We start from the raw sequence: 21,263 nt of genomic DNA on the forward strand, positions 1-21,263 counted from the left end.
TTCGTACCAATTAACCAGTTCCTTTACCAGCCGTCATAAAATATTTCTCTGTACTGCCTGCATCTGCTACATTCGCAGTACATCCATCTTCCTTCTATACCAGGAAAACCATCTGCCATTATCTACACGGGATTAATGTCAATCACCTTATTGCATCATCTTTAATTTTAAATTATCATGTTGAAAACAGCTATTTTATCTGTGCTGCTGCTGGCTGGCATCCGGGCCTTTGCGGCAGAGCCGGAAACCACTATTATTTTTGTGAATGCGGCGGAAACGGAAGCCACGCCCTCGCCTGATCCCGGATTGAGCACAGAGGGCCAGCAGGAGGCCGCGGCGCTTACCTCCGCCCTTCGGGATATTCCGGTAGACGCGATCTACACCATCTTCCAGAACCGCGGCGTACAAACGGTTACACCGCTTTCCACTGCTAAAAACTGCCACCTGGAATATTACCGCCCCGCCCCCGATGCGGAAGCCCTGGAAGCCATGATGGGCAGTCTTGTAAAGCAAAATGCCGGCAAAACCATCGTTATTTGCGGGGACCCGGAAAATATTCCGGCCATGTTAAGGCAACTCGGGGTGAAGGCTAAAGACCTGAAAACCCTTTATGATAAAGGATATGGGCAGGGTTTGGTTGTCAAGGTATCCGGTCGTAACACGGTAGTAGCACAAAAGTTGAATATGAATATTCAAAAAAATGTCTAATATTTATAGCTGGAAGAGTATTTGAAAGCACTCTTTGCTTCAGATATTTTTCTCATAAGCATGGTTTCCGTTTAACGAAAAGCGGGGTTCTCTAACCTCGCTACTCTTTTTGAAATTTTAAAACCATGTTCGTCGGTGTATGTAGAAGGGATCGTAATAGACAGAACGGTAAGTAGCTATAACGATTTAACACAGGAATTTTATCAACCGCTTTTAAAAATCTGATCGGGACACGTAACCTGAAACGAAAATTAAAAGCTCCGAGGCAAGGGCCTCGGAGCTACGAAAGTCTCAAAACTGTTCACACACTTTTTTACAGGTCAAACTTGATCCCCTGCGCCAATGGCAGCTTGGTGGAGTAGTTGATGGTATTCGTTTGCCTGCGCATATACGCTTTCCAGGCATCGGAGCCGCTTTCGCGGCCGCCGCCGGTTTCCTTTTCGCCGCCGAAAGCGCCACCGATCTCGGCGCCGGAAGTGCCGATATTTACGTTGGCGATACCACAGTCGGAACCCGCATGGGAGAGGAATTGCTCTGCCTCGCGCAGGTTCAGCGTCATGATAGCGGAAGAGAGGCCCTGCGGCACATCGTTCTGCATCGCGATCGCTTCTGTGAGGGTCTGGTATTTCATCACGTACAGGATGGGCGCGAAAGTTTCATGCTGTACGATATCGTAAACGTTCTCCACTGCCGCTATACAAGGTTTCACGTAGCAGCCGGATTCGAAGCCCGGGCCTTCCAGCACGCCGCCTTCCACGAGGAAGGCGCCGCCTTGCTGTTTCACCTGCTCGATGGAATGGAGGTAAGCCTTCACGGCATCTTTATCGATCAGTGGTCCTACGTGGTTGTTCTCATCGAGCGGGTTGCCGATGCGTAACTGGCCGTAAGCTTTTACCAGCTTGGATGTGAAGCTGTCGTAAACGCTCTCGTGAATGATCAGCCTGCGGGTGCTGGTGCAACGCTGGCCGGCAGTGCCCACTGCGCCAAATACCGCGCCGATGATGGACATATCAAGGTCGGCATCCTGCGAGATGATGATGGCGTTGTTACCGCCCAGCTCCAGCAGGGAGCGGCCCAAACGTGCGCCCACAGCGGCGCCTACGGCCTTGCCCATACGGGTGGAACCGGTAGCGGATACCAGCGGTATGCGGGTATCGTGCGATAGCCATTCACCGGTATCGCGGGCGCCGGTAACCAGGCAGCAAACGCCTTCCGGTACGCCATTGGCGGCGAATACTTCTTCCACTATACGCTGACAGGCAACCGCTGTTACCGGCGTTTTTTCTGATGGCTTCCAGATGCAGACATTGCCGCAAACCCAGGCCAGCATGGAGTTCCAGCTCCATACAGCTACCGGGAAGTTGAAAGCGGAAATGATACCGGTGATGCCCAGGGGGTGCCACTGTTCATACATGCGATGGCCCGGACGTTCAGAGTGCATGGTGAGGCCATGCAGCTGACGTGATAATCCTACGGCAAAATCGCAGATGTCGATCATCTCCTGCACCTCGCCAAAGCCCTCCTGGAGGCTCTTTCCCATCTCCCAGGATACCAGGCGGCCAAGGTCTTTTTTATGTTTGCGCAGCGCTTCACCGAGCTGGCGTACGATTTCGCCGCGGCGTGGAGCGGGCCACAGGCGCCATTCTTTGAAGGCTTCCTGCGCTGTGGCAACCACGGCATCGTAATCTTCGCGGGTAGCGCTTTTGATCGTAGCGATGGTTTTGTTATTAACCGGAGATACTGAAACAATATCCGCGCCGCCTGCTGGCAGCCAGTGTTTGCCGGTGCTCACACCGCTCTGCGTGGCGGTGATGCCGAATACTTTTAAGATATCTTCTACCATGGTGGTGTATTGAACTGACTAAATTAGGAACTTTTTTTTGTTTGGGCAGCGTAGGTGCTTTCGAAGATCTTGTCGGCATTGCCGGCTTCGAAGCCTTCGCGGCGATGTTCGCGCCTGATCTCGCCCGGGGGGAGATGGATGAAGGCCGGTAATACTTTGCGCTCTGCGAATTCAACATAAGAACCTGCGATCTTGTAATGCTCGTTGCCTGCAAATTCCGCTTCGATCATGCGCGCTACGGTGGCGCTTTGCAGCAGGTTGCCATCGGGGCTGGTCTTGATCTTGCCGCCCGCATCATTCAGCAGGAAGCCGTTGCGTTCGAGGAAAGCGTTGAAATCCGCCACTGTATTGTATCCTGCGGGCAAGTTATGTACGCTCACCGTGAAGTGATTCAGGTAGTAACGGTTATAGATTACCCAGGCCGCGTATTCGCTTTCTGCTGCCAGCGTCTTGTAATCCGCCAGGGTAGGGGTACGCCATAAACCGCTGTGCAGGAAAGTATCTACCGCAGCAGCATCGTCTAATGCAAGTTGATCTACCGGATCGGCCGTTACTTCGTTGGTATAGCTGTGAATGATATCCTGTGCGGCTTTGCTGAGATCGTTCACCCGCAGCTCGCTGATGAAGATACGCGGATATTGTGGCGCCGGCGGTGCATACCACCAGGCATCCAGCTTTTTGGCAGCGAAATGGTAATGGTCTCTTTTCGTATAGCCGTAGTGGAGAAATATTTTCTCCAGCGACTGTACGCCGAGGTGAGGCACGCCCATCGTCCTGAAGGCGATATGATCGTTCTCAATATCGTTGGCATTACTGATAATGCCTTCCTTTACCATAGCGGCGATCACGGCTGCCACATCCGGTACCCGCTCCTGGTAGCGGCTCATCAGGCCTTGAAGAATGTCACTTAGCATGTTGGAATTTGGTTATTTTTTTATTTTGATATTTAGTTATTTCTACCGGGCTCCCGCCGCTACGGGGCTTGATATGGCCACCGGTATTTCGTTGTTAAGCCCTGTAGGCGCGTCAGCCCGATAGTACACAGCAAAGCGGTTGTTGATCAGCTCTTTGAAGGAAACGTCTTCCTGGCGCAGGAAACCGCTGGCGGGCAGCTGGCCTTTTGCGTGCAGGTCGATCACCGCGCAGGCAGCGCCTGCAGTGGTGAGCTGTATAGCGGTGAAGTCTCTTCCGGCAATCTCCTGGTTATAGATCTTGCGGGAATAAGAGCGCTGCACGGAACGGCCCTTGATGGTGCCGGACACGGAAACGAATACCAGCACTACATCCTGCGGTGTGAAAGGTATGCTATCTTCCATAATTTCTTTCAAAACATCTCTCTTTTTATTAAGCTTGAGCTCATTGAGCAATATCTTCATGAGTTGGCAATGGCCGGGATAACGCACGGTCTTGTAATCGAGGTTATACACTTTGCCATCGAGGATTTCCGCCAGGGCAGAGAGGCCGCCGGAGGTGTTGAAGGCTTCATATTCCACGCCATCGAGCGCAAAGCGTTCATAGCCTTCGAGGGGCATTACTTCCTTGCGTTCGCCTTCGTAGATGGCATCGCAGGGATTGCAGTATTCGTTGATCAGGCCATCGGTGCTCCAGGTGAGGTTATACATCAGGCTGTTGGTGGGGAACTGCGGCAGTGCGCCTACACGAAGTCTCACGGCATCGAGGGTGTCAAACTGTTTGGCGATATCATAAGCGGCGATACTGATAAAACCCGGCGCCAGCCCGCATTGCGGCATAAAGCTCACACTTGCTTTTTGTGCGATCTCCCGGATAGCATTGGTGGTGGCCACATCTTCTGTAAGATCGAAATAGTGCGTATTGGCTTTGGCGGCAGCGGTAGCGATCTTCACGTTCAGGAAGAAGGGGCAGGCGCTGAGTACGATGTCCTGCGCTTCCAGGGCCTGTTGCAGCGCGCCGGCATCATTCACATCCACCTGGATTTTGTGGATGCCGGGCTCCTGGCATTTATCGAGGAGCGAGGGGTTGTTGTCTGCCAGGGTTACCTGGTAATCGCCGGACTGTTGCAGCAGGAAAGCGGCTGTTTCGCCGATCTTGCCGGCGCCGATAATCATTACACGTTTCATAATCTGTGAGGAATTATTAATTATATGCACCGCCTTTGCCGCGGTGCGGATCAGTGAATAAACAAATACCATCACTGCTGAACCGTATGGACATGACACAGCCATTCTCTGATATAAGAGGCCGGTATGCAACAAGATTTACCAAACAAATCATGCTGCCGCACAGTAATTATAAAAAATAATTACCACGCAGGTCATACGTATCACAGTAAAAAAATAAGGAAGAGATTCACCTCATGCCTATCATGGCACGTGGGAGCAGGTGCTCCGCAGATAAGAGAGAAGAGAAAGCTGTATGTTTAACAGGTGATTCATCGAGGAACGAATGTAAAGAAAAAATTACGAATTGCGAATTAAGAATTACGGATTTGTGGGGAGATATTTGCGAAGAAGCACTTTGAGCGCTTTAAGGGCTTCTTCGCAAATATCTCCCCACAAATCCGTAATTCTTAATTCGCAATTCGTAATTAATATTGTTCGTTTTCGTTCGGAAAATCTTTGGATTTCACATCGTGAATATAGGCCTGTGTGGCGTCGTAGATCTGGGTGTAGAGATCAAGGTAGCGGCGGAGGAAGCGCGGCTTGAACTCTTTGTTGATGCCCAGCATATCGTGCATCACCAGCACCTGGCCATCCACATATTTACCGGCGCCGATACCGATGATAGGTATCTCCACGATTTCTGCTACCTTCTTCGCGAGTTGCGCGGGGATTTTTTCCAGGACGATAGCAAAGCAGCCTGCTTCCTGCAACAGTTTGGCATCGTTGATGAGTTTATTGGCTTCCGCTTCTTCGGTAGCTCTTACAGCGTAAGTGCCGAATTTGTAGATGGATTGCGGGGTAAGGCCCAGGTGGCCCATTACCGGCACACCCGCGGAGATAATGCGTTTCACCGATTCGATGATCTCTTCTCCACCTTCTATCTTGATACCATGTGCACCGGTTTCTTTCATGATGCGGATGGTGGAGTTGAGCGCTTCCTTGGAATTACCCTGGTAGGAGCCGAAGGGCAGGTCTACGATCACGAAGCAACGCTTGATGGCGCGCACAACAGAGGCAGCATGATAGATCATCTGGTCGAGCGTGATCGGTAAGGTGGTTTCATGGCCGGCCATCACGTTGGAGGCAGAGTCGCCTACCAGCAATATATCTATGCCGGCATCATCAAAGATGCGGGCCATGGAATAATCATAGGCGGTAAGCATAGAGATCTTTTCGCCGTCTACTTTCATCTTCTGCAGTATATGCGTGGTGATGCGCTTGATTTCTTTATTCACTGACATAGCAGTTCCTTTTGCGTTTAGCGCAAAGGTGGCGATATAAACAGTAAAAAGGAAATGTTTTTTATGGCTGGCTAACGGTGGCCGCGATCTCTTCATACAGCGCATGAATAAGACCATCTGCCAAACCGATCTTCGGCACGTATATCTCCGGCGTATCTGCCCAGCGCATTACATTCACATAGATCTGTAGTGCCGGCACAATTACATCTGCACGGTCTTCGCGCAGGTTGTAGAGATGTATGCGTTCTTCTACGGTGAAGCTGCTGAATTCTTTGTAGTAGTCTTTCAGCGTTTCGAGCGACAAGGGCTTGCCTTCTTTACGTTTGGAGAGCGAGAATATTTTGTTGATGTTACCGCCGGAACCGATGGCGATTACAGGGCCGCTGCCTTTGAGCTGCGTTTTGAGGAAGTCTTTCATTTGCTGCCAGGCGGCTTCTGTTACCTGGTTGTGCAGGAGCCGGATGGTGCCGATATTGAAGGACTCTTTGAATTTGAGTTGCTTGTTGCTGAAGAATGTAAGTTCAGTGCTGCCGCCGCCTACATCGATGTAGAGATAGGATTTGGTGGCATCCATATGCTCTGCTACATGGTTCTCATAAATGTAAGATGCTTCTTCCTGTCCGGTAATAATCTTGACATCGATGCCGGTCTGGTTCCTTACTTCCTGTAAAATTTCAGGGCCGTTCAAGGCATCGCGCATGGCTGACGTAGCGCAGGCTTTCAGGTATTTCACTTCGTAAACGTCCAGCAGGAGCTTGTAAGCCTTGATCGTATTGATCAGATGTGTGGCCCTTGATTCAGAAATAGTGCTGTTGGCAAACACATCGAAGCCCAGCCTCAGTGGTACCCTTATGAGGTTCACCTTGGTAAAGTCCATGGCGCCTGCACTATTGGGAGATGCCTCTGAAATAAGCAACCGGGCAGCATTTGAGCCTATATCTATCGCAGCTAGCTTCATCTGATCGTTTTGGTTAAAGAGGCAAAAGTATAAAAATTACGGATTACGAATTAAGAATTACGGATTTGTGGGGAAGATATTCGCGAAGAAGCTCTTGGAGCACTTTAAAGGCTTCATCGCGAATCTTCCCCACAAATCCGTAATTCTTAATTCGTAATCCGTAATTTATCTCAATCATATTTTTTTTCATGGAGATATTTGTATATCTCTACCTGTGTTCTGATCTTTTTATCTCCTTCTTTCTTATACTCGTTCTTCTGTTCGTTATCAAGAATACGCGCTTTTACGTTACCGCTAAGCTGTATCTGCATGATATCGGCGAGTTCTTTACGTATAGCCGGATCCGTTATAGGCACGGCCGCTTCTACGCGGTGATCAAGGTTGCGTACCATCCAGTCGCAGGAAGCGATGTACACCTTTTCCTGTCCGCCATGATGGAAAATGAATACCCTGGCATGTTCCAGGTATTCGTCCACGATGCTCACCGCTGTGATATTTTTCTTCCACTTTTTATTTTCGGTATAGGCGCAGCAGATACCGCGGATCACCATTTTCACATCTACGCCGGCTTTGGCGGCCTCGTACAGCTTGCCGATCATGATGGCATCGGAAAGGGAGTTCATCTTGATGATGATGCTGGCCTTCTTCTTATGACGCGCATTCTTGATCTCGCGGTCTATCAGCCGGAGGAAAGTATTGCGCATGTTGAGCGGGCTCACAGGCAGGGTTTTACATCCTTCCAGGATCTTCACATCATGCCGCGGACTTTCGAGGTACGCGAAGATACGGTTGATATCTGCGATGATAGTGCGGTTGGTGGTGAGCAGGCAATGATCGCCATATACGCGGGCTGTTCTTTCGTTGAGGTTGCCGGTGCTTACAAAACCGCACTGGATGGTTTTGGTGCCGATCCGTTTTTTGATCACGCAGAGCTTCGCGTGCACTTTCATATCCGGGATGCCGAGGAACACTTTCACGCCTTCTTCTTCGAGCCTGGATTTCCATTCCAGGTTGGCCGCTTCATCAAAGCGGGCGCGCAGTTCCAGCACCACGGTAACAGACTTGCCGTTGCGGGCGGCATTCACCAACGCATTCACGATCTTGGAATTACGGGCAAGCCTATACGCAGTTATTTTGATAGACGATACATTGGGATCGATGGCCGCTTCACGCAGCAGGTCGATGATGGTATCGAAAGAATGGTAGGGGAAATGCAGCATCACATCCTGTTGCTGTACCACGTGCATCACGCTGGGGGCATTCAGGAAAAGCGGATGGATAAAGGTTTTGCGGTGCAGGTGTGGCGGGAAGATGGATTCCGGAAAATCCATGAAGTCTTTGAAATTGTGGATACGCGCGCCGGGGATCAGGTTATCCTTGCCGGATAAGCCCTGGCGCCGCATCAGGTATTCCAGCAGCAGCGGGTCGATATCTTTGTCGTATACAAAGCGTACCGGCTTGCCTTTGCGGCGGTCTTTCAGCCCCTTCTCGATCTGGTGGATCAGGCTGTCGGAGATATCGTTATCGATATCCAGCTCCGCATCACGTGTTACTTTGATGATGTGGGCAGAAAATTTATCATAGCCGAAATAGGAGAATACATTTGGTAAACAGAAGCGGATCAGGTCTTCCAGCAGGATGATATCATGCTCGCCTTCCTTGGCCGGCAGTACAATGAAGCGGGGCAGCACGGTGGTCGGGATCTCTATCAGCGCAAATTTCTGTCGTACGGAGTTGTCCTGCCGCGCCAGTACTACCGCAAGATAAATGGATTTATCACGCAGGATAGGGAACTGCTGGATACTTTCGATCATCAGCGGAATGATGGCTGTGCGCACCTGTTCATTGAAGTAGTTGAGCACAAACTTTTGCTGTTCCTTGTTCAGTTGTTTTTCAGTCCGGAGGAAGATATGCTGGGCTTCCATCTCCGCCACGATATCTTTCCATACCCTGTCAAACTCGCGCTGTTGCTCGATTACAGTGCTTTGTATCTCGTCCAGTATTTTATCGGGGTTCTCTTCGAGATGCATTTTGGCAGATTTGCCGAAAGACATCATGCGTTTGAGTGTAGCCACCCTTACGCGGAAAAATTCATCGAGGTTGTTGGAGAAGATGCCGAGAAAGCGGATCCTTTCATGGAGGGGAACAGTAACGTCAGCGGCTTCCTGCAGCACCCTGGCGTTGAAGGCCAGCCAGCTGATATCCCGGGCGATCATCTTCTTTTTGGCTACGGGCGCCTTTTTCCGGGTCGCTTTCTTTTGTGGTATAACAGCGGGTAATGTCATAATGTTTTCCAGGTTCTCACCATTCTGCAAACGCATACAAACTAATTTACATTCAAAATATTCACATCATTGAAGATACGATGTTACATTTTTAGATGAACATATCGTATTAAATTAAAGTTAATGAATTGTCGGCTGTTTTTTAAACTTATAAAGCAAATACAGGAGCACAAAGAGGAACAGGGGGATCACCTGGAAGCGGAAGCGCATATTTTCGCCCAGTTCCAGCAGGTTGCCTATGAGCAGGAAGAACAGGATATTGAAGGCGGCATAGCTCACCGCGGTTTCCTGCCAATGCCAGCCGGTGGCGGATTTCCGCCGGCGGTATAACTGTAACGCCAGTACGGAAAACGCCAGCGCATAAAGCAGGGCCAATACGGCGCTGGACACGAAAACATAATTTTTGTAGATAGGGTGTTGCCCCAGGTTGAACAATTTCGTATAGCCGGCGATCTTGTTGCGATTAGCGGCCAGGTGAAAGTATTCGCTGGCAGGCGCGAAGTACAGCGCATGGGCGGTCATCACCAAGCTTGCATAGTTACGCGGATGCGCCTTCAGTTCAGCCAGGGAGGCGGCTTTGAAGCGCTGCGCGATCCAGATGCATTGAAGGTGGTTAAGGTTACAGGTGCCATCGGGCTTGGTCGCTTCGTGCAATGCAGGAATATCGGGGTAGCGGGCGTCTGCCGGCAGCCAGGGGGCATAGTCGCTCACACAGTGAAAAGGGCCAATCGCCGCAATATGCCGCGTAGTATCATCTTTAACAGCCAGCGGCGCCGATTTCGACACCGGCAGCATGATGCGTGAGATGTTCATGCCCATCCAGGTGGAACCGGTAAATTCGCCAAAGAGATAATCGTTCTTACCATACCATCCCGCTACCACCAGTAATGGGAAAATGGCTGCCAGCAAGGTTTTCCGCCACAGCGCCTTTTGCAGGAAGCATAAAAGCAACACTACCAGCAGTATCCAGCCCAGGTGGAACATGCTTACCGTAAGGCTCAGCATTGCCAGCAGGCCGAATAACGCGCACGCCCACACGAATTTTTCTGTTTGCAGGTAGCGTATCAGGCACCACATGGACCACGACAGCCCACACATGGCCATCATGGCGTAAAAATACCAGCTTTCATACAGCAGGAAAGCGGGGGAGATGCAGCAATAAGCCGCAATGGCGGCCGCCAGCCAGCGGCGCGTACAGAGCTCATACAGGGAGCGGTACAGCAGCCAGGTTTGCAGGAAGCCCATCAACATAAACAGGTACTCCAATGCCAGCGCATAATGTACGGGAAAGCATTTCAAGGCAAGGCCCGTGAGCAGGTTGAAGAGCGGCGGCTGGCTATGCAGGTACCAGAGACTTTGCAGCAGCCTATGTTGCAATAGCTCCGGTGAAAGCAGCTGCCAGCCCATATGCACATGGGCCGCATCAAAAGTGATATGAAAAAAATACCTGACAATAAACCGGCTCAACAAAGTAAGCAGCAACAGGAAAACGAAAACGGGGCGATGTAGGCTAGGTATAAGCGGGCGCATTATTTTGATATTTTGCTATTTTGTTATTTGGATATTTCGCCTCGAAGAAATATTTCCCGAATGCTAAATAACAAAATATCCGATTAACAAAATATCCAAATAACAAAATATCAAAATAATCAAATAGCTAAATTTTTCCCTGGCGGTTCTTGTTGAACAGCGGCAATGCGATGAAGCTGCCAAAGCCGAGGATCAGCACCAGCAGCGTTTGTGCGGCCCATATGATCCAGCCGAGCGCAAAACCTACGGCATAGTGGATGCCATATAATTTAAGGGTGCCTTGTACGAGCGGAGGGTAAGCGCCGATGCCGCCAGGCGTAACGATCATGCCCAGGCTGCCGATCATCAGCACGGCTAATGCGGCAGCAATGGTAAGATGACTGGTTTCCTGCAAGCAGAAAAATCCGATATACACTTGTGAGAGATAGCAGCCCCAGATGAGGATGGTTTGCAGGATGAAGGACCATTTATTTTCCATCTTGCCGATAGAGAGGATGCCTTCTACCACGCCTCTCAGCAAGGCTTTCATGGTGATGGCAGCTTTGGAGCGCGCAAAGCGGCGCAGCAGCCAGATGAGGACCAGTACGCCCGCTATTATGATGGCGGCCAGCAGCAGGAGTTGTTTGGCATCTGCATGGGACAGTTTGTCCTGTATCCTGGAAAAAAATTCACGGTTCACATAAGCGCCGAGCACATCGATCTGTGTGAGGATGGTGAGCGCGATGAGAGAGATGAGACAGAGCAGGTCTACCGCTCTTTCCGCGATCATGGTGCCAACGAGTTTGTCGGCCGGCACCTTTTCGTACTGCGCCAATACGCCGCAGCGGGTCACTTCGCCGAGGCGGGGTACGCCGAGGTTGACGAGGTAGCCGATCATCACGGCGAAGAAGGTGTTGAAAGTATTGGGTTGATAGCCCAATGGTTTCATGAGCAGCTTCCAGCGGGTGGCGCGGAGCCAGTGGCTGGCGATACCCAGTATGAGTGCGGGGATGATGAGCCAGTAGTTGGCGCGGTGAAAGGCCTCGTTGATGTCCACCCATTGGGCCGGACTGATCTGACGTGTTACGAGCCAGATCAGCAGCACGCCTATGCCGAAAAAGCAAACAAACTTAATAATGTTCTTAAGCAATTTGGGCATAGCCAAAAAGAGTTTAGGATGATACAGTAATCAGTGACTGCCGGGATTATAATTTGTTTCCTTCTTTCGGGAAGATGGCAACAGGTTTATATTTTTTGGCTTCTTCGAAGTCCATGGTGGCATAGGAAATAATGATCACAATATCTCCCGGGGCAACGAGGCGGGCTGCGGGGCCGTTCATACAGATCACGCCGGAGCCGCGTTTACCTTTGATAACATAGGTTTCCAGGCGTTCACCATTATTGACATTCAGTACCTGAACTTTTTCGTATTCTATGAGTCCTGCGGCGTCCATCAGATCTTCATCGATAGTAATGCTTCCAACATATTGCAGGTTAGCTTCCGTAACAACCGCGCGGTGAATCTTACACTTTAATATTTCAATTTGCATAACTGTACAATGCTCTTGTGAGGAGCGTCTGCAAAGCTATGGAATATTTGAGGATTTTTTGATTTACGGATGTGAGAATTTACGGCGCACTTCAGCTTGGCCATAAATTCTCACATCCGTAAATCAAAAAATCCTCAAATATTCCCCCGGATGATCATGTTATCAATCAGGCGAACGCCGTCGAGCCAGGCGGCGATGGCGGCAACGATGGTGTCGTTGTCTGCTGGCGGCTGGTTGAGCGGGTGGAGGTTGCCATCGGGATCGAGGGAGAGGATATCTACGTATTCGGGATCGAAGCCTTGTGTTTTGAGATCGTCGAAGGCATCGTGGGCGCCTTCGAGGAAGTGAAGGCCTTTCCCGAATTGTTGTTTGAGGTGTTCGAGTGCCTGGTAGATGGCGACGGCTTTTTTACGTGCGGCGGGCGACAGGCGGGCATTACGGCTGCTCATGGCGAGGCCGCTGGCTTCGCGTTCTGTGGGGCAAACCACTAATTCTACCGGAGAGTCGATGATTTTCAGTAATTTACGTACGATAAGGCATTGCTGGAGGTCTTTCTGCCCCATAAACAGTTTAGCGGGTTGAACGATATCGAGCAATTTGTGTACTATTTTGCCAACGCCCTGGAAATGGCCTGGCCTGAATTTGCCTTCCAGTATGGTTTCGAGATCGCCAAAGTCATAATGGAGGCCGCCGGAGAGGCCTTCGGGATACATTTCATCTACAGAAGGTAAAAAAAGTATATCTGTTGATGCATCGTTCAATTTTTTGATGTCTTCTTCGATGGTGACGGGATATTTTTCAAAATCTTTCGGATCATTGAATTGGGTCGGGTTGACGAAGATGCTGCAAACGGCAATATCATTTTCTTTTTTTGCCGCCTGAATAAGTGACAGATGCCCGTTGTGCAAGGCTCCCATAGTTGGCACAAAACCAATGCTTTTGCCGCTTTTTCTTACCAGGTCCAGGTGCTTTTTCAGGTCATTACTGCGCTTAAATAGATACATAAAACATTGCTTAAAAGGATGTTAAAACTGACAGATTGGCCAATATTCCGTAAAAAATCCGTAATTTTGCAAGCCAAATTAAAAATTACTGCATTAATAATCAGCGTTAAATGTCCACAAAGAAAAGAATTCTTTTTATTGCCCAAGAGATGTCGCCTTACCTGGAACTGAGCGAGTACGCGGCGATGGTCAATAAAATGGCAATTAAGTCCAATGAGGCCGGCTTGGAAGTGAGAGTGATCATGCCTAGATTTGGAATTATTAATGAGAGAAGACACCGTTTACACGAGGTGGTAAGGTTGTCGGGTATTAACATTGTGATCGACGGGGATGATTACCCCCTGATCATCAAGGTGGCTTCACTGCCGAATGCCCGATTGCAGGTCTACTTCCTGGATAACGAAGATTATTTCAAGCGTAAGACTGTTTTTGCCGATGAGAACGACGAGTTCTTTGACGACAATGCGGCCCGTGCCATTTTCTTTTGCAAGGGCGCCCTGGAAACCGTGAAGAAATTCGGATGGCCTCCTGATATCATCCACTGTAGCGGCTGGATGACCTCCCTCATCCCCATGTATCTGAAAACTGCCTACAAAAAAGAACCCGTTTTTGCGAACAGCAAAATCGTATATTCACTTTCTCCCAACACCTTCAAGGAAAAACTGGGAACAACTTTTGTGAAGAAAGCCACCATCAGTAACCAGATCAAGGAGAAAGACATGGAGCTGTTCAAAGACGGAACCAACACCGCCCTCAACAGAGGCGCCGCTAAATATGCAGATGCGGTGGTGCTGGCCGCCGACAAACTGGAAAAGAAAGTAGTAGACGAAGTAAAGGCTGAAAAGGGTAAGATTATCCTGCCTTTCAAAAAAGATAATGAAGATCTGGCCGATTACCTGGCGCTCTACAACCAGCTGTTAGGTAAATAGCCATTTATTAACGATTGTCCGGCCACACAATTAAACACCATAACGCGTGAAGATCAATTTCAGGAACCTCAGCTTCGTAGCAGCCTTTTTTACTGTATTGTATACATCCTCCGGGTGTAACGAGTCTACCATTCTCGGTAACAACCTTATTCCTCCCGGCGACTTCGTCAATGCAAAAGATACTACCATCAATGGTATCATTGCCAATAACATCCTGACGTACGACTCATCTATCATCAACGGATATACGTATTTCAAAAGGATCCTTGGATCTATCACAGCCGACCAGGTATTCGGTAAAACAACAGCTGCCTTGTACATGCAGGTGGGCCTGCCTTCCAGCGGTTTCACTTTCGCAGGTACCGGCCAGACACTGGATTCCGTGGTGCTCTCCGTGAGCTATATGGGCTACATCGGCGACTCTGCCTCTTCGCAGACCTTCCGCGTGTACCGCATGAACGAACCTGGTTTCAAAATCGATTCCAACTACCGGTATAACAAGCCACTGAGCTATAACCCGGGCGAATTGCTGGGTACTGCTACCGTTACGCCCCTGGGCCTCCGCGACTCCGTAAGCATCTACGGCACTAAAGAGACCGCGCAGCTGCGTATCAAACTCAGCTCCGCTTTTGGTAACGACCTGCTGGCACAAACAGCGGATGGCGCTTTCAAAAACGATTCCGCTTTCCGTGCTTACCTGAAAGGCTTCGCCATCATGCCCGACACCATGTCTGCCAACAACAAGAACATGATCTATGTGGACATGAACAATGCGAACACCAAGCTGACGGTATTCTACAAGAACAGCACAAAGGATTCCCTGAGAGCAACCTTCGCGTTCAACAGCTTGAACAGCGCGCACTCCACCTTCTTCCTGCGTAACTACAACGGTTCTGAAGCCAGTAAATATATCAACACCAATAACCCGGCAGGCGACAGCATCCTGTTCCTGCAAACCAATCCGGGCGTATTTACCCGCATCAAGATACCAGGCCTGGAAAATTTCCCGAATGCTTTGATCAACAAAGCCGAGCTGGTGATCACACAGGTAACGGTAGGGCAACCTGACAGAAATGATATTTTTGTTGAGCCAAATACCTTAACTTTGAGACAATACACTAACGGAGACTCCACCAAACTCCCGGTAGATTATAGCGGCGGTTCCGATTACTTCGGCGGCAAAAAGCAGGTTGTTACTAATTTTGGCGGTGTAATGATTGCACAGTACAAATTTAACCTCGCCCGTTATTTACAATTGCTCATTAAAAAGACTGAAACGAACAATGGGTTCAAACTGGAAGGCTATTCACCACTGGTGATGGACGTTCCCCGTGTGAAAGCGGGTGGCAGCGGCAATTCCCAGTATAGCATCAAGTTGAGAATCATTTATACTAAACCATAAAACTGCTAATCCGAGTTTTTTATGCCTTATTTATTTACATCTGAATCGGTTTCAGAAGGACATCCTGATAAAGTAGCAGATCAGATATCAGACGCGTTGATTGATCATTTCCTGGCATACGACCCAACCTCTAAAGTAGCTTGTGAAACACTGGTAACCACCGGTCAGGTGGTGCTGGCAGGTGAGGTGAAATCTGAGGCATATCTGGATGTACAGGATATTGCCCGTGAGGTAATCCGCAAGATCGGGTATACCAAGAGCGAATACATGTTCGAGGCAAACTCCTGTGGTATCCTGTCTGCTATCCATGAGCAATCACCTGATATCAACCAGGGTGTTGACCGTAAATCTCCGGAAGAGCAGGGCGCTGGCGACCAGGGTATGATGTTTGGTTATGCTACCCGCGAAACTGAGAACTATATGCCGCTGGCACTGGACCTGGCACACAAGCTGCTGCTGGAACTGGCTGTACTGCGCCGCGAAAACAAAGATATCACTTACCTGCGCCCCGATGCGAAATCACAGGTAACCATCGAATATTCTGACGATAACAAGCCTTTAAGGATCGATACCATCGTGATCTCTACCCAGCACGATGATTTTGATGCAGACGATAAGATGCTCGCCAAGATCAAAGATGATATGATCAACATCCTGATCCCGCGCGTAAAAGCACAGCTGAAACCTGAACTGCAAAAACTGTTCGAAGGTTTCGATATCCAGCATCATATCAACCCGACCGGTAAATTCGTGATCGGTGGCCCGCACGGCGATACCGGCCTTACCGGCCGCAAGATCATCGTAGATACTTACGGTGGTAAAGGTGCACACGGTGGTGGCGCTTTCTCCGGTAAAGATCCTTCCAAGGTAGACCGCTCTGCGGCTTACGCTACCCGTCATATCGCCAAAAACCTGGTAGCTGCCGGTGTTTGCGACGAAGTACTGGTTCAGGTATCTTACGCGATCGGCGTAGCTAAGCCTTGCGGTGTTTATGTAAATACTTACGGCACTTCCAAAGTACAACTGAACGACGGCGAGATCGCGAAGAAGGTAGAAGAGATCTTCGACCTGCGCCCTTATGCGATCGAACAGCGCCTGAAGCTGCGCAACCCGATCTACAGCGATACTGCCGCTTATGGTCACATGGGCCGCGAACCACAAACCGTTACCAAGGTTTTCAACAGAGGTAAGAAGAATGAGAAGAAGGTAGAAGTGGAACTGTTTACCTGGGAGAAACTGGACTACGTAGATAAAGTGAAAGCTGCTTTCAAATTATAAGCAACTTTAGCATATTGAAAAGGGACCGCGATTCGCGGTCCCTTTTTTTGTTTCATTTAATTGATCGATCAATTAAATGCTAATAATGCTTTCTGAACATGATCATCCATTCATAAATATTCATATCGCCTTCGCGATAGTCGGGCGTATAGAACTTGTAGAAACCGCCATGCCCCATGGCATGCCTGGTAAACCTTGTCAGGCCTGGTTTGTAGTGTTTGGTGCTATCAATATAAGCCTCTGCATTCTGCAGGAATAAGGTTTCTCCGGTGCCCGCAAAATACCAGGCATGCACGTTGTTCTCTGCCGTTACTTTAAATTGTTTTACATGCTGCTCATCGATCGCGGAGGGCGACATGGGCACGGCAGCGGCTATACGCGGCGCCACCGCCGAATCGGTGATGGCCATCATCGAAGACCAGCCACCAGCGCTGTAGCCTGTTACATACATACGTGTGGAATCGATGGGGAATCGTTTCAACACATCGTTGAGGATGCAGTTGAGGCCATCGGCGGCAAAGGACCAGTTTTCCGACAAGGGCGTCATCACAATAAATTTATACAGCTTGTGATCGATGCGGTTATAGGCCTCTATCTTTTTCCCTTCTTTGATCTGCCGCAATACGCCTTCACGGAATACTTTAGTAATATCATGCCCGGCGCCGCTGCGGCCATGGAATGAGATGATCAGCGGCAACCGCGGCGCATTATAGCCCAGCGCCTCTTTAGGCAGGTAAATGATAGCGGGCGACTGATGCCCGTAAATACTATGGGTAACGATCACTTTATGGAACTCCCCATCATTTGTTTTGCTGTAAAGTGTTTGCTGCTGTGCTAACGTGTACAGCAGTACGAAAAGTTTCATGAATGTCATGCTTGCTGTCGGGTTATGAGGGCAGGAGCGGCGGTGAGCTTGTCTTTCAGCTGTATAAACCATTGTTCAAACCAACGGTAACTGATATACGAAACAGCGTACACCACCAAAAAGAATACAATAAAATAGAGATATTTAAAGGGGCCTTGCTGCCTGTTGAGGAAGGGCTGCCACATCAATTCCATGATGATCCAGTGATAAAGGTACATGCCATAAGATACCTTTCCAACGGCCACCAGCGGCCGGCTTTCGAAAAGGTGTTGCAAGGCATTGCGTAAAGGGTTCCGGTACGGCGATACCATCAGCAGCAGGAGCGCGCCTGCCAGCGGAAAGAAAAAGCAATTGTACCATACTTCCTGCCAATGGCCGCTATGCCGCATGATAAAGCCTAACTGACTGATATACGGCACACTGGCGCTGAAGCTGTCTTTGATACTGAGATAATTGATGCCGCCCGCCAGCAATGTAGCCGCAAGGACGCCGGCGAAGAGCCAGTGGGGCCGCTTCACACGTGCAGGCAGCTCAAAGAGATGGATGGCGGCGCCTGTAAAGAAGGCATCCAGGTTGGAAGGCGTGCTCCAAAAAACAGCATCATACACGACAGTATCGCTCTGTCCCATGTGCCGCAGGTAAAGTGAAAACAACAAACGGTACAAAGGGCCCGCTACCAGCATGGCGATGGTGAGTTTTCGTAGCTGCGATACCCTTAGTAGCAATACGGCAGGCGGAAAGAAAAGATAGAACTGTTCTTCCACGCACAAAGACCAAAAGTGGCTGTACACCGGGCTGAAAGGCACGCCATGAAAGGCGGTATAGTTATACGTGTAGGTGAGCAGCCAGGGCAGTTCCTGTTTGTAATCTGCCGGATAGCCCCATACGAGGAATATCACTACAAACAACAACAGGTACCCATAATATAATGGGAAGATGCGCAGGGCGCGCCTGATCCAGAATTTTTTCAGCTTGGCGGCGAGGCTGTCCGGGCGCTGCTTTTCACGGAGGAGGATACCGGAAATCAGATAGCCCGACAGCACAAAGAAGAGCGGCACGCCCACCCATCCGAAGCGGAGGATATCCCAGTGGAAGAGCATCACCCCGGAGATAGCGATGGCCCTTACGCCGTCCAGACTGCGTATATACGGGTTATTGGTCATGTGCAAGGGTATTTTGAGCGAGCACCGTTTGAGGCAGTTCCTTTTTGAACTCGGCCAGCCGCTGTTGCAGCAGGGGCGCGTCTTTCGGGTCCAGTGCGTAAAAGGTGACCTTATCGCCGCCACAGATCACATTGTCGGAGATCGTCCAGCTGCCGGCTTCCGTCCATTTGCCATAGAGCGCCGGCTCATACCAGTCGTTATAGATCACGGCTATCTTCGTATGCTCCTGTTGTAAGAATTGCAAGAGCCAGGCAGCGGAATAATCGCCTTTGAGGCGGCTTTTAGCAATGGCGTTGTTGCCGAGGCCCCAGATATCGATGATGCGGCTGCCAGACAAAAAGCTCACGGCGCCTACATCGTTGGCGGCCACAGTTACACCCGGATAGTATTTGTTGAGGAACAGCCCCATCTGGTATTGTTGCTCATAGATATTGCGGCAGGCGCGGTGCATGAAGCGGTAACCCGCGAGGGTTCTCACGATGAGCGGGCTGCAAACAAAATACACGAGCGCCAGCAGTATGATCCTGCGCGGCCATCCGAATTGCCCTATCGTGGCTTTATATACCGGCCATTGTTGATACAGTAATATGGAAGAGATGATCAGCGCGAGACCGATGAGATAGGCTTCATAGCGGAACATCCATCCCACGGCAGCCAGCCCCAGGTGCAGGATACAGCTGATGCTGAAGATCACGCCCATGATGATGGCGCCGCCGTTTCGTTTATCATCTTCCTTCGTCTTCGCTAATAATACCAACAATGGCACGATCACGATCAACCGTACTACCGCCGTACCGGATATGGAAGGAATGCCGGCGAATAATTTTTCTTTCTGGAAAAGATTCATCATGGTATTATTGCCATACATGAGGCGGTATACCAGTATCTCTTGCAGGCGTTGCCCCAAACCTGCGCTGCCACTGCCTTTCAGGAGCACGGAGTTGGGCAGGATCGCACCGCCATGCAACACAGACAACAACCCGAAAAGACATAGAGGAGCAATTGCTATTACGCCGATGATCACAGCGGGGCGCCATTTACGGTAGTAACACAACAAGAGACAGGCAGTACCCAACATGAACAGTCCCTCAAAACGGGCGCTCACCATCAGGGCCGCAAAAGCGCTACAGGCAAGTATCTGGCGCGTAGTAGCTTTGGTAGCCTGGGCCAGTTCCGCTACGCTTTGCAGAAACAGCAAAGCAAACCAGAGATGCAGCACATGTTCCATACCGGTGATCACCAGCACTTGCAGCGGCAACAAAAATATCAGCAGCAGCAGTACGATGGTGCGCGCGCGGGAGGGCATGTTATATTTTTCCAGCAAGCGGTTGACAGAAAACAATAGCAGGAAAGCCGCTCCCACATTGATGAAGAGGGCTACCAGATAACTGTGCACGCCTATACGAAAAAGTAATGCCAGCAACACCGTATACAGTGGTGAAGAAGAAGCAGAGCCAAAGGCATCGGGCGTGATGCCCCAAACACCGTGCAGCCCGAAGTTTTTGGCAACGGCCATGTGAATGAAGGCATCATCCAGCGAATAACAGAACATGCCGCCGGTGAGGCGGCTGATCCGGTACCAGGAGAACAGCATCAGCAGCGTAAAAACAGCGGATGCGATATAGAACGGAGAAAGAGATCTTTGCTGTTGGTGATTCATCCGGTTATTGTTTCAGTAGTTGCAGCGCGGCCTCCAAAGGCATATTGATGGCGCCTTCCAGGTCTATCTTGGATTCGTTCATATTCTTGGCCAGCACTACGTTCTGTACCATTTCGGCGTTATAAACGCGGTAGGCGCTGTTGTATATTTCGATGGATACTTCGCCGGCGGAGAATTTCTTTTCCTGTGACTGGTAATTGCTGTAGGCATCTTCCAGCAGGGGCAGGTGTAGCTCAAACAATTTTTTGTTGGCGATATAGGTCTCGTACTGTTTTAATACATTCGTGCGCGCATCGCGGAGATCCTTTTCCTTCAAGGCTTCTATCACTTCGCGGTTAGTTTTGGCGATCTTCACATTGTTGGGAGTGGTGAGCAGGTCGCCGAGAGAGATACTGAAGCCGAGGTTATATTTCGGGTAGTAGTAGTTTTGTCCGTTGATGGTGCTGCTGTTCTTCAGACTATATTCGTTAACGTTAGCGGCGGCCATGAAGTGATTGAGCCAGGCGGCTTTGGCATTTTGTATTTCATATTTGTTGATCTTTTCTTTGGCTTTGTAGCCATCCTGGTTGGGGTTGTTGCGTGCCAGCGCTACCAGCGTTTGCTTGAAACGGGCTTCCAGTGCGGGATTGCTTTGTACAGTGGCCAGGTCGATAGAATCTTTCTGTTGTGCGCTTGCCATCAGAAAGGTGGTGAGGGATAAAACAAAAAGTAACAGCTTTTTCATACT

Annotated in this window: 18 protein-coding genes; 4 read left to right on the top strand and 14 right to left on the bottom strand. The window is 49.8% G+C overall.

Going from position 1 to position 21,263, the window contains the following annotated elements; all coding sequences use genetic code 11:
• Positions 1 to 177 precede the first annotated feature (177 nt).
• A complete protein-coding gene (locus FPG75_RS10240; protein WP_143306680.1) occupies positions 178 to 708 on the top strand; it encodes a histidine phosphatase family protein in 531 nt (176 codons plus the stop codon).
• 313 nt (positions 709 to 1,021) lie between these two features.
• Here FPG75_RS10240 and amaB read toward each other — a convergent pair whose 3' ends face one another.
• From amaB to panC, 10 genes are all read right to left on the bottom strand, one after another.
• On the bottom strand, positions 1,022 to 2,551 hold the full coding sequence (gene amaB, locus FPG75_RS10245) for an L-piperidine-6-carboxylate dehydrogenase (protein WP_143306681.1): 1,530 nt from the start codon (positions 2,549 to 2,551) through the stop codon (positions 1,022 to 1,024).
• A gap of 23 nt (positions 2,552 to 2,574) precedes the next feature.
• Positions 2,575 to 3,465, bottom strand: a complete 891-nt coding sequence (locus FPG75_RS10250; protein WP_143306682.1) for a DUF1338 domain-containing protein — start codon at positions 3,463 to 3,465, stop codon at positions 2,575 to 2,577.
• Between the two features lie 42 nt (positions 3,466 to 3,507).
• Complete coding sequence (locus tag FPG75_RS10255; protein WP_143306683.1) at positions 3,508 to 4,650, bottom strand: saccharopine dehydrogenase family protein; 1,143 nt, start codon at positions 4,648 to 4,650, stop codon at positions 3,508 to 3,510.
• Positions 4,651 to 5,117: 467 nt separating this feature from the next.
• Positions 5,118 to 5,933, bottom strand: a complete 816-nt coding sequence (gene panB, locus FPG75_RS10260) for a 3-methyl-2-oxobutanoate hydroxymethyltransferase (RefSeq protein WP_143306684.1) — start codon at positions 5,931 to 5,933, stop codon at positions 5,118 to 5,120.
• A 61-nt stretch (positions 5,934 to 5,994) separates the two neighbouring features.
• Positions 5,995 to 6,891, bottom strand: coding sequence for a Ppx/GppA phosphatase family protein (locus FPG75_RS10265; RefSeq protein WP_143306685.1), 897 nt, complete (start codon positions 6,889 to 6,891; stop codon positions 5,995 to 5,997).
• A 170-nt stretch (positions 6,892 to 7,061) separates the two neighbouring features.
• Positions 7,062 to 9,212: a polyphosphate kinase 1 gene (gene ppk1 / locus FPG75_RS10270; RefSeq protein WP_143306686.1), complete on the bottom strand. Its 2,151-nt coding sequence runs from the start codon at positions 9,210 to 9,212 to the stop codon at positions 7,062 to 7,064.
• A gap of 84 nt (positions 9,213 to 9,296) precedes the next feature.
• Complete coding sequence (locus FPG75_RS10275) at positions 9,297 to 10,706, bottom strand: hypothetical protein (protein WP_143306687.1); 1,410 nt, start codon at positions 10,704 to 10,706, stop codon at positions 9,297 to 9,299.
• A gap of 127 nt (positions 10,707 to 10,833) precedes the next feature.
• Positions 10,834 to 11,844, bottom strand: a complete 1,011-nt coding sequence (locus FPG75_RS10280) for a lysylphosphatidylglycerol synthase transmembrane domain-containing protein (protein ID WP_143306688.1) — start codon at positions 11,842 to 11,844, stop codon at positions 10,834 to 10,836.
• Between the two features lie 46 nt (positions 11,845 to 11,890).
• Positions 11,891 to 12,235, bottom strand: a complete 345-nt coding sequence (gene panD / locus FPG75_RS10285; RefSeq protein ID WP_143306689.1) for an aspartate 1-decarboxylase — start codon at positions 12,233 to 12,235, stop codon at positions 11,891 to 11,893.
• Between the two features lie 134 nt (positions 12,236 to 12,369).
• Positions 12,370 to 13,239 carry a pantoate--beta-alanine ligase gene (gene panC / locus FPG75_RS10290; RefSeq protein WP_143306690.1) on the bottom strand — a complete coding sequence of 290 codons (870 nt, stop codon included), beginning with the start codon at positions 13,237 to 13,239 and terminating at the stop codon, positions 12,370 to 12,372.
• A 110-nt stretch (positions 13,240 to 13,349) separates the two neighbouring features.
• Here panC and FPG75_RS10295 point away from each other — a divergent pair, with 110 nt between their 5' ends.
• Genes FPG75_RS10295 through metK form a run of 3 tightly spaced genes read left to right on the top strand, consistent with a single transcriptional unit; the run spans position 13,350 to position 16,848 of the window.
• On the top strand, positions 13,350 to 14,168 hold the full coding sequence (locus FPG75_RS10295; RefSeq protein WP_143306691.1) for a glycogen/starch synthase: 819 nt from the start codon (positions 13,350 to 13,352) through the stop codon (positions 14,166 to 14,168).
• Positions 14,169 to 14,214: 46 nt separating this feature from the next.
• Positions 14,215 to 15,570: a DUF4270 family protein gene (locus tag FPG75_RS10300; protein WP_143306692.1), complete on the top strand. Its 1,356-nt coding sequence runs from the start codon at positions 14,215 to 14,217 to the stop codon at positions 15,568 to 15,570.
• 21 nt (positions 15,571 to 15,591) lie between these two features.
• Positions 15,592 to 16,848, top strand: coding sequence for a methionine adenosyltransferase (gene metK, locus FPG75_RS10305; RefSeq protein ID WP_143306693.1), 1,257 nt, complete (start codon positions 15,592 to 15,594; stop codon positions 16,846 to 16,848).
• A 79-nt stretch (positions 16,849 to 16,927) separates the two neighbouring features.
• Here metK and FPG75_RS10310 read toward each other — a convergent pair whose 3' ends face one another.
• Genes FPG75_RS10310 through FPG75_RS10325 form a run of 4 tightly spaced genes read right to left on the bottom strand, consistent with a single transcriptional unit; the run spans position 16,928 to position 21,260 of the window.
• The gene (locus FPG75_RS10310) at positions 16,928 to 17,722 is read right to left on the bottom strand and encodes a hypothetical protein (protein WP_143306694.1); all 795 of its coding nucleotides are present in this window, start codon (positions 17,720 to 17,722) and stop codon (positions 16,928 to 16,930) included.
• Positions 17,719 to 18,876, bottom strand: coding sequence for an acyltransferase family protein (locus tag FPG75_RS10315; protein WP_143306695.1), 1,158 nt, complete (start codon positions 18,874 to 18,876; stop codon positions 17,719 to 17,721). The genes FPG75_RS10310 and FPG75_RS10315 overlap by 4 nt, the downstream gene beginning before the upstream one ends.
• Positions 18,866 to 20,536, bottom strand: coding sequence for a hypothetical protein (locus tag FPG75_RS10320; protein WP_143306696.1), 1,671 nt, complete (start codon positions 20,534 to 20,536; stop codon positions 18,866 to 18,868). Before FPG75_RS10320 ends, FPG75_RS10315 begins: the two co-directional genes overlap by 11 nt.
• A gap of 4 nt (positions 20,537 to 20,540) precedes the next feature.
• On the bottom strand, positions 20,541 to 21,260 hold the full coding sequence (locus FPG75_RS10325) for a TolC family protein (RefSeq protein ID WP_143306697.1): 720 nt from the start codon (positions 21,258 to 21,260) through the stop codon (positions 20,541 to 20,543).
• Positions 21,261 to 21,263: the final 3 nt, after the last annotated feature.

Source organism: Chitinophaga vietnamensis (assembly GCF_902167635.1).
Lineage (GTDB): Bacteria > Bacteroidota > Bacteroidia > Chitinophagales > Chitinophagaceae > Chitinophaga > Chitinophaga vietnamensis.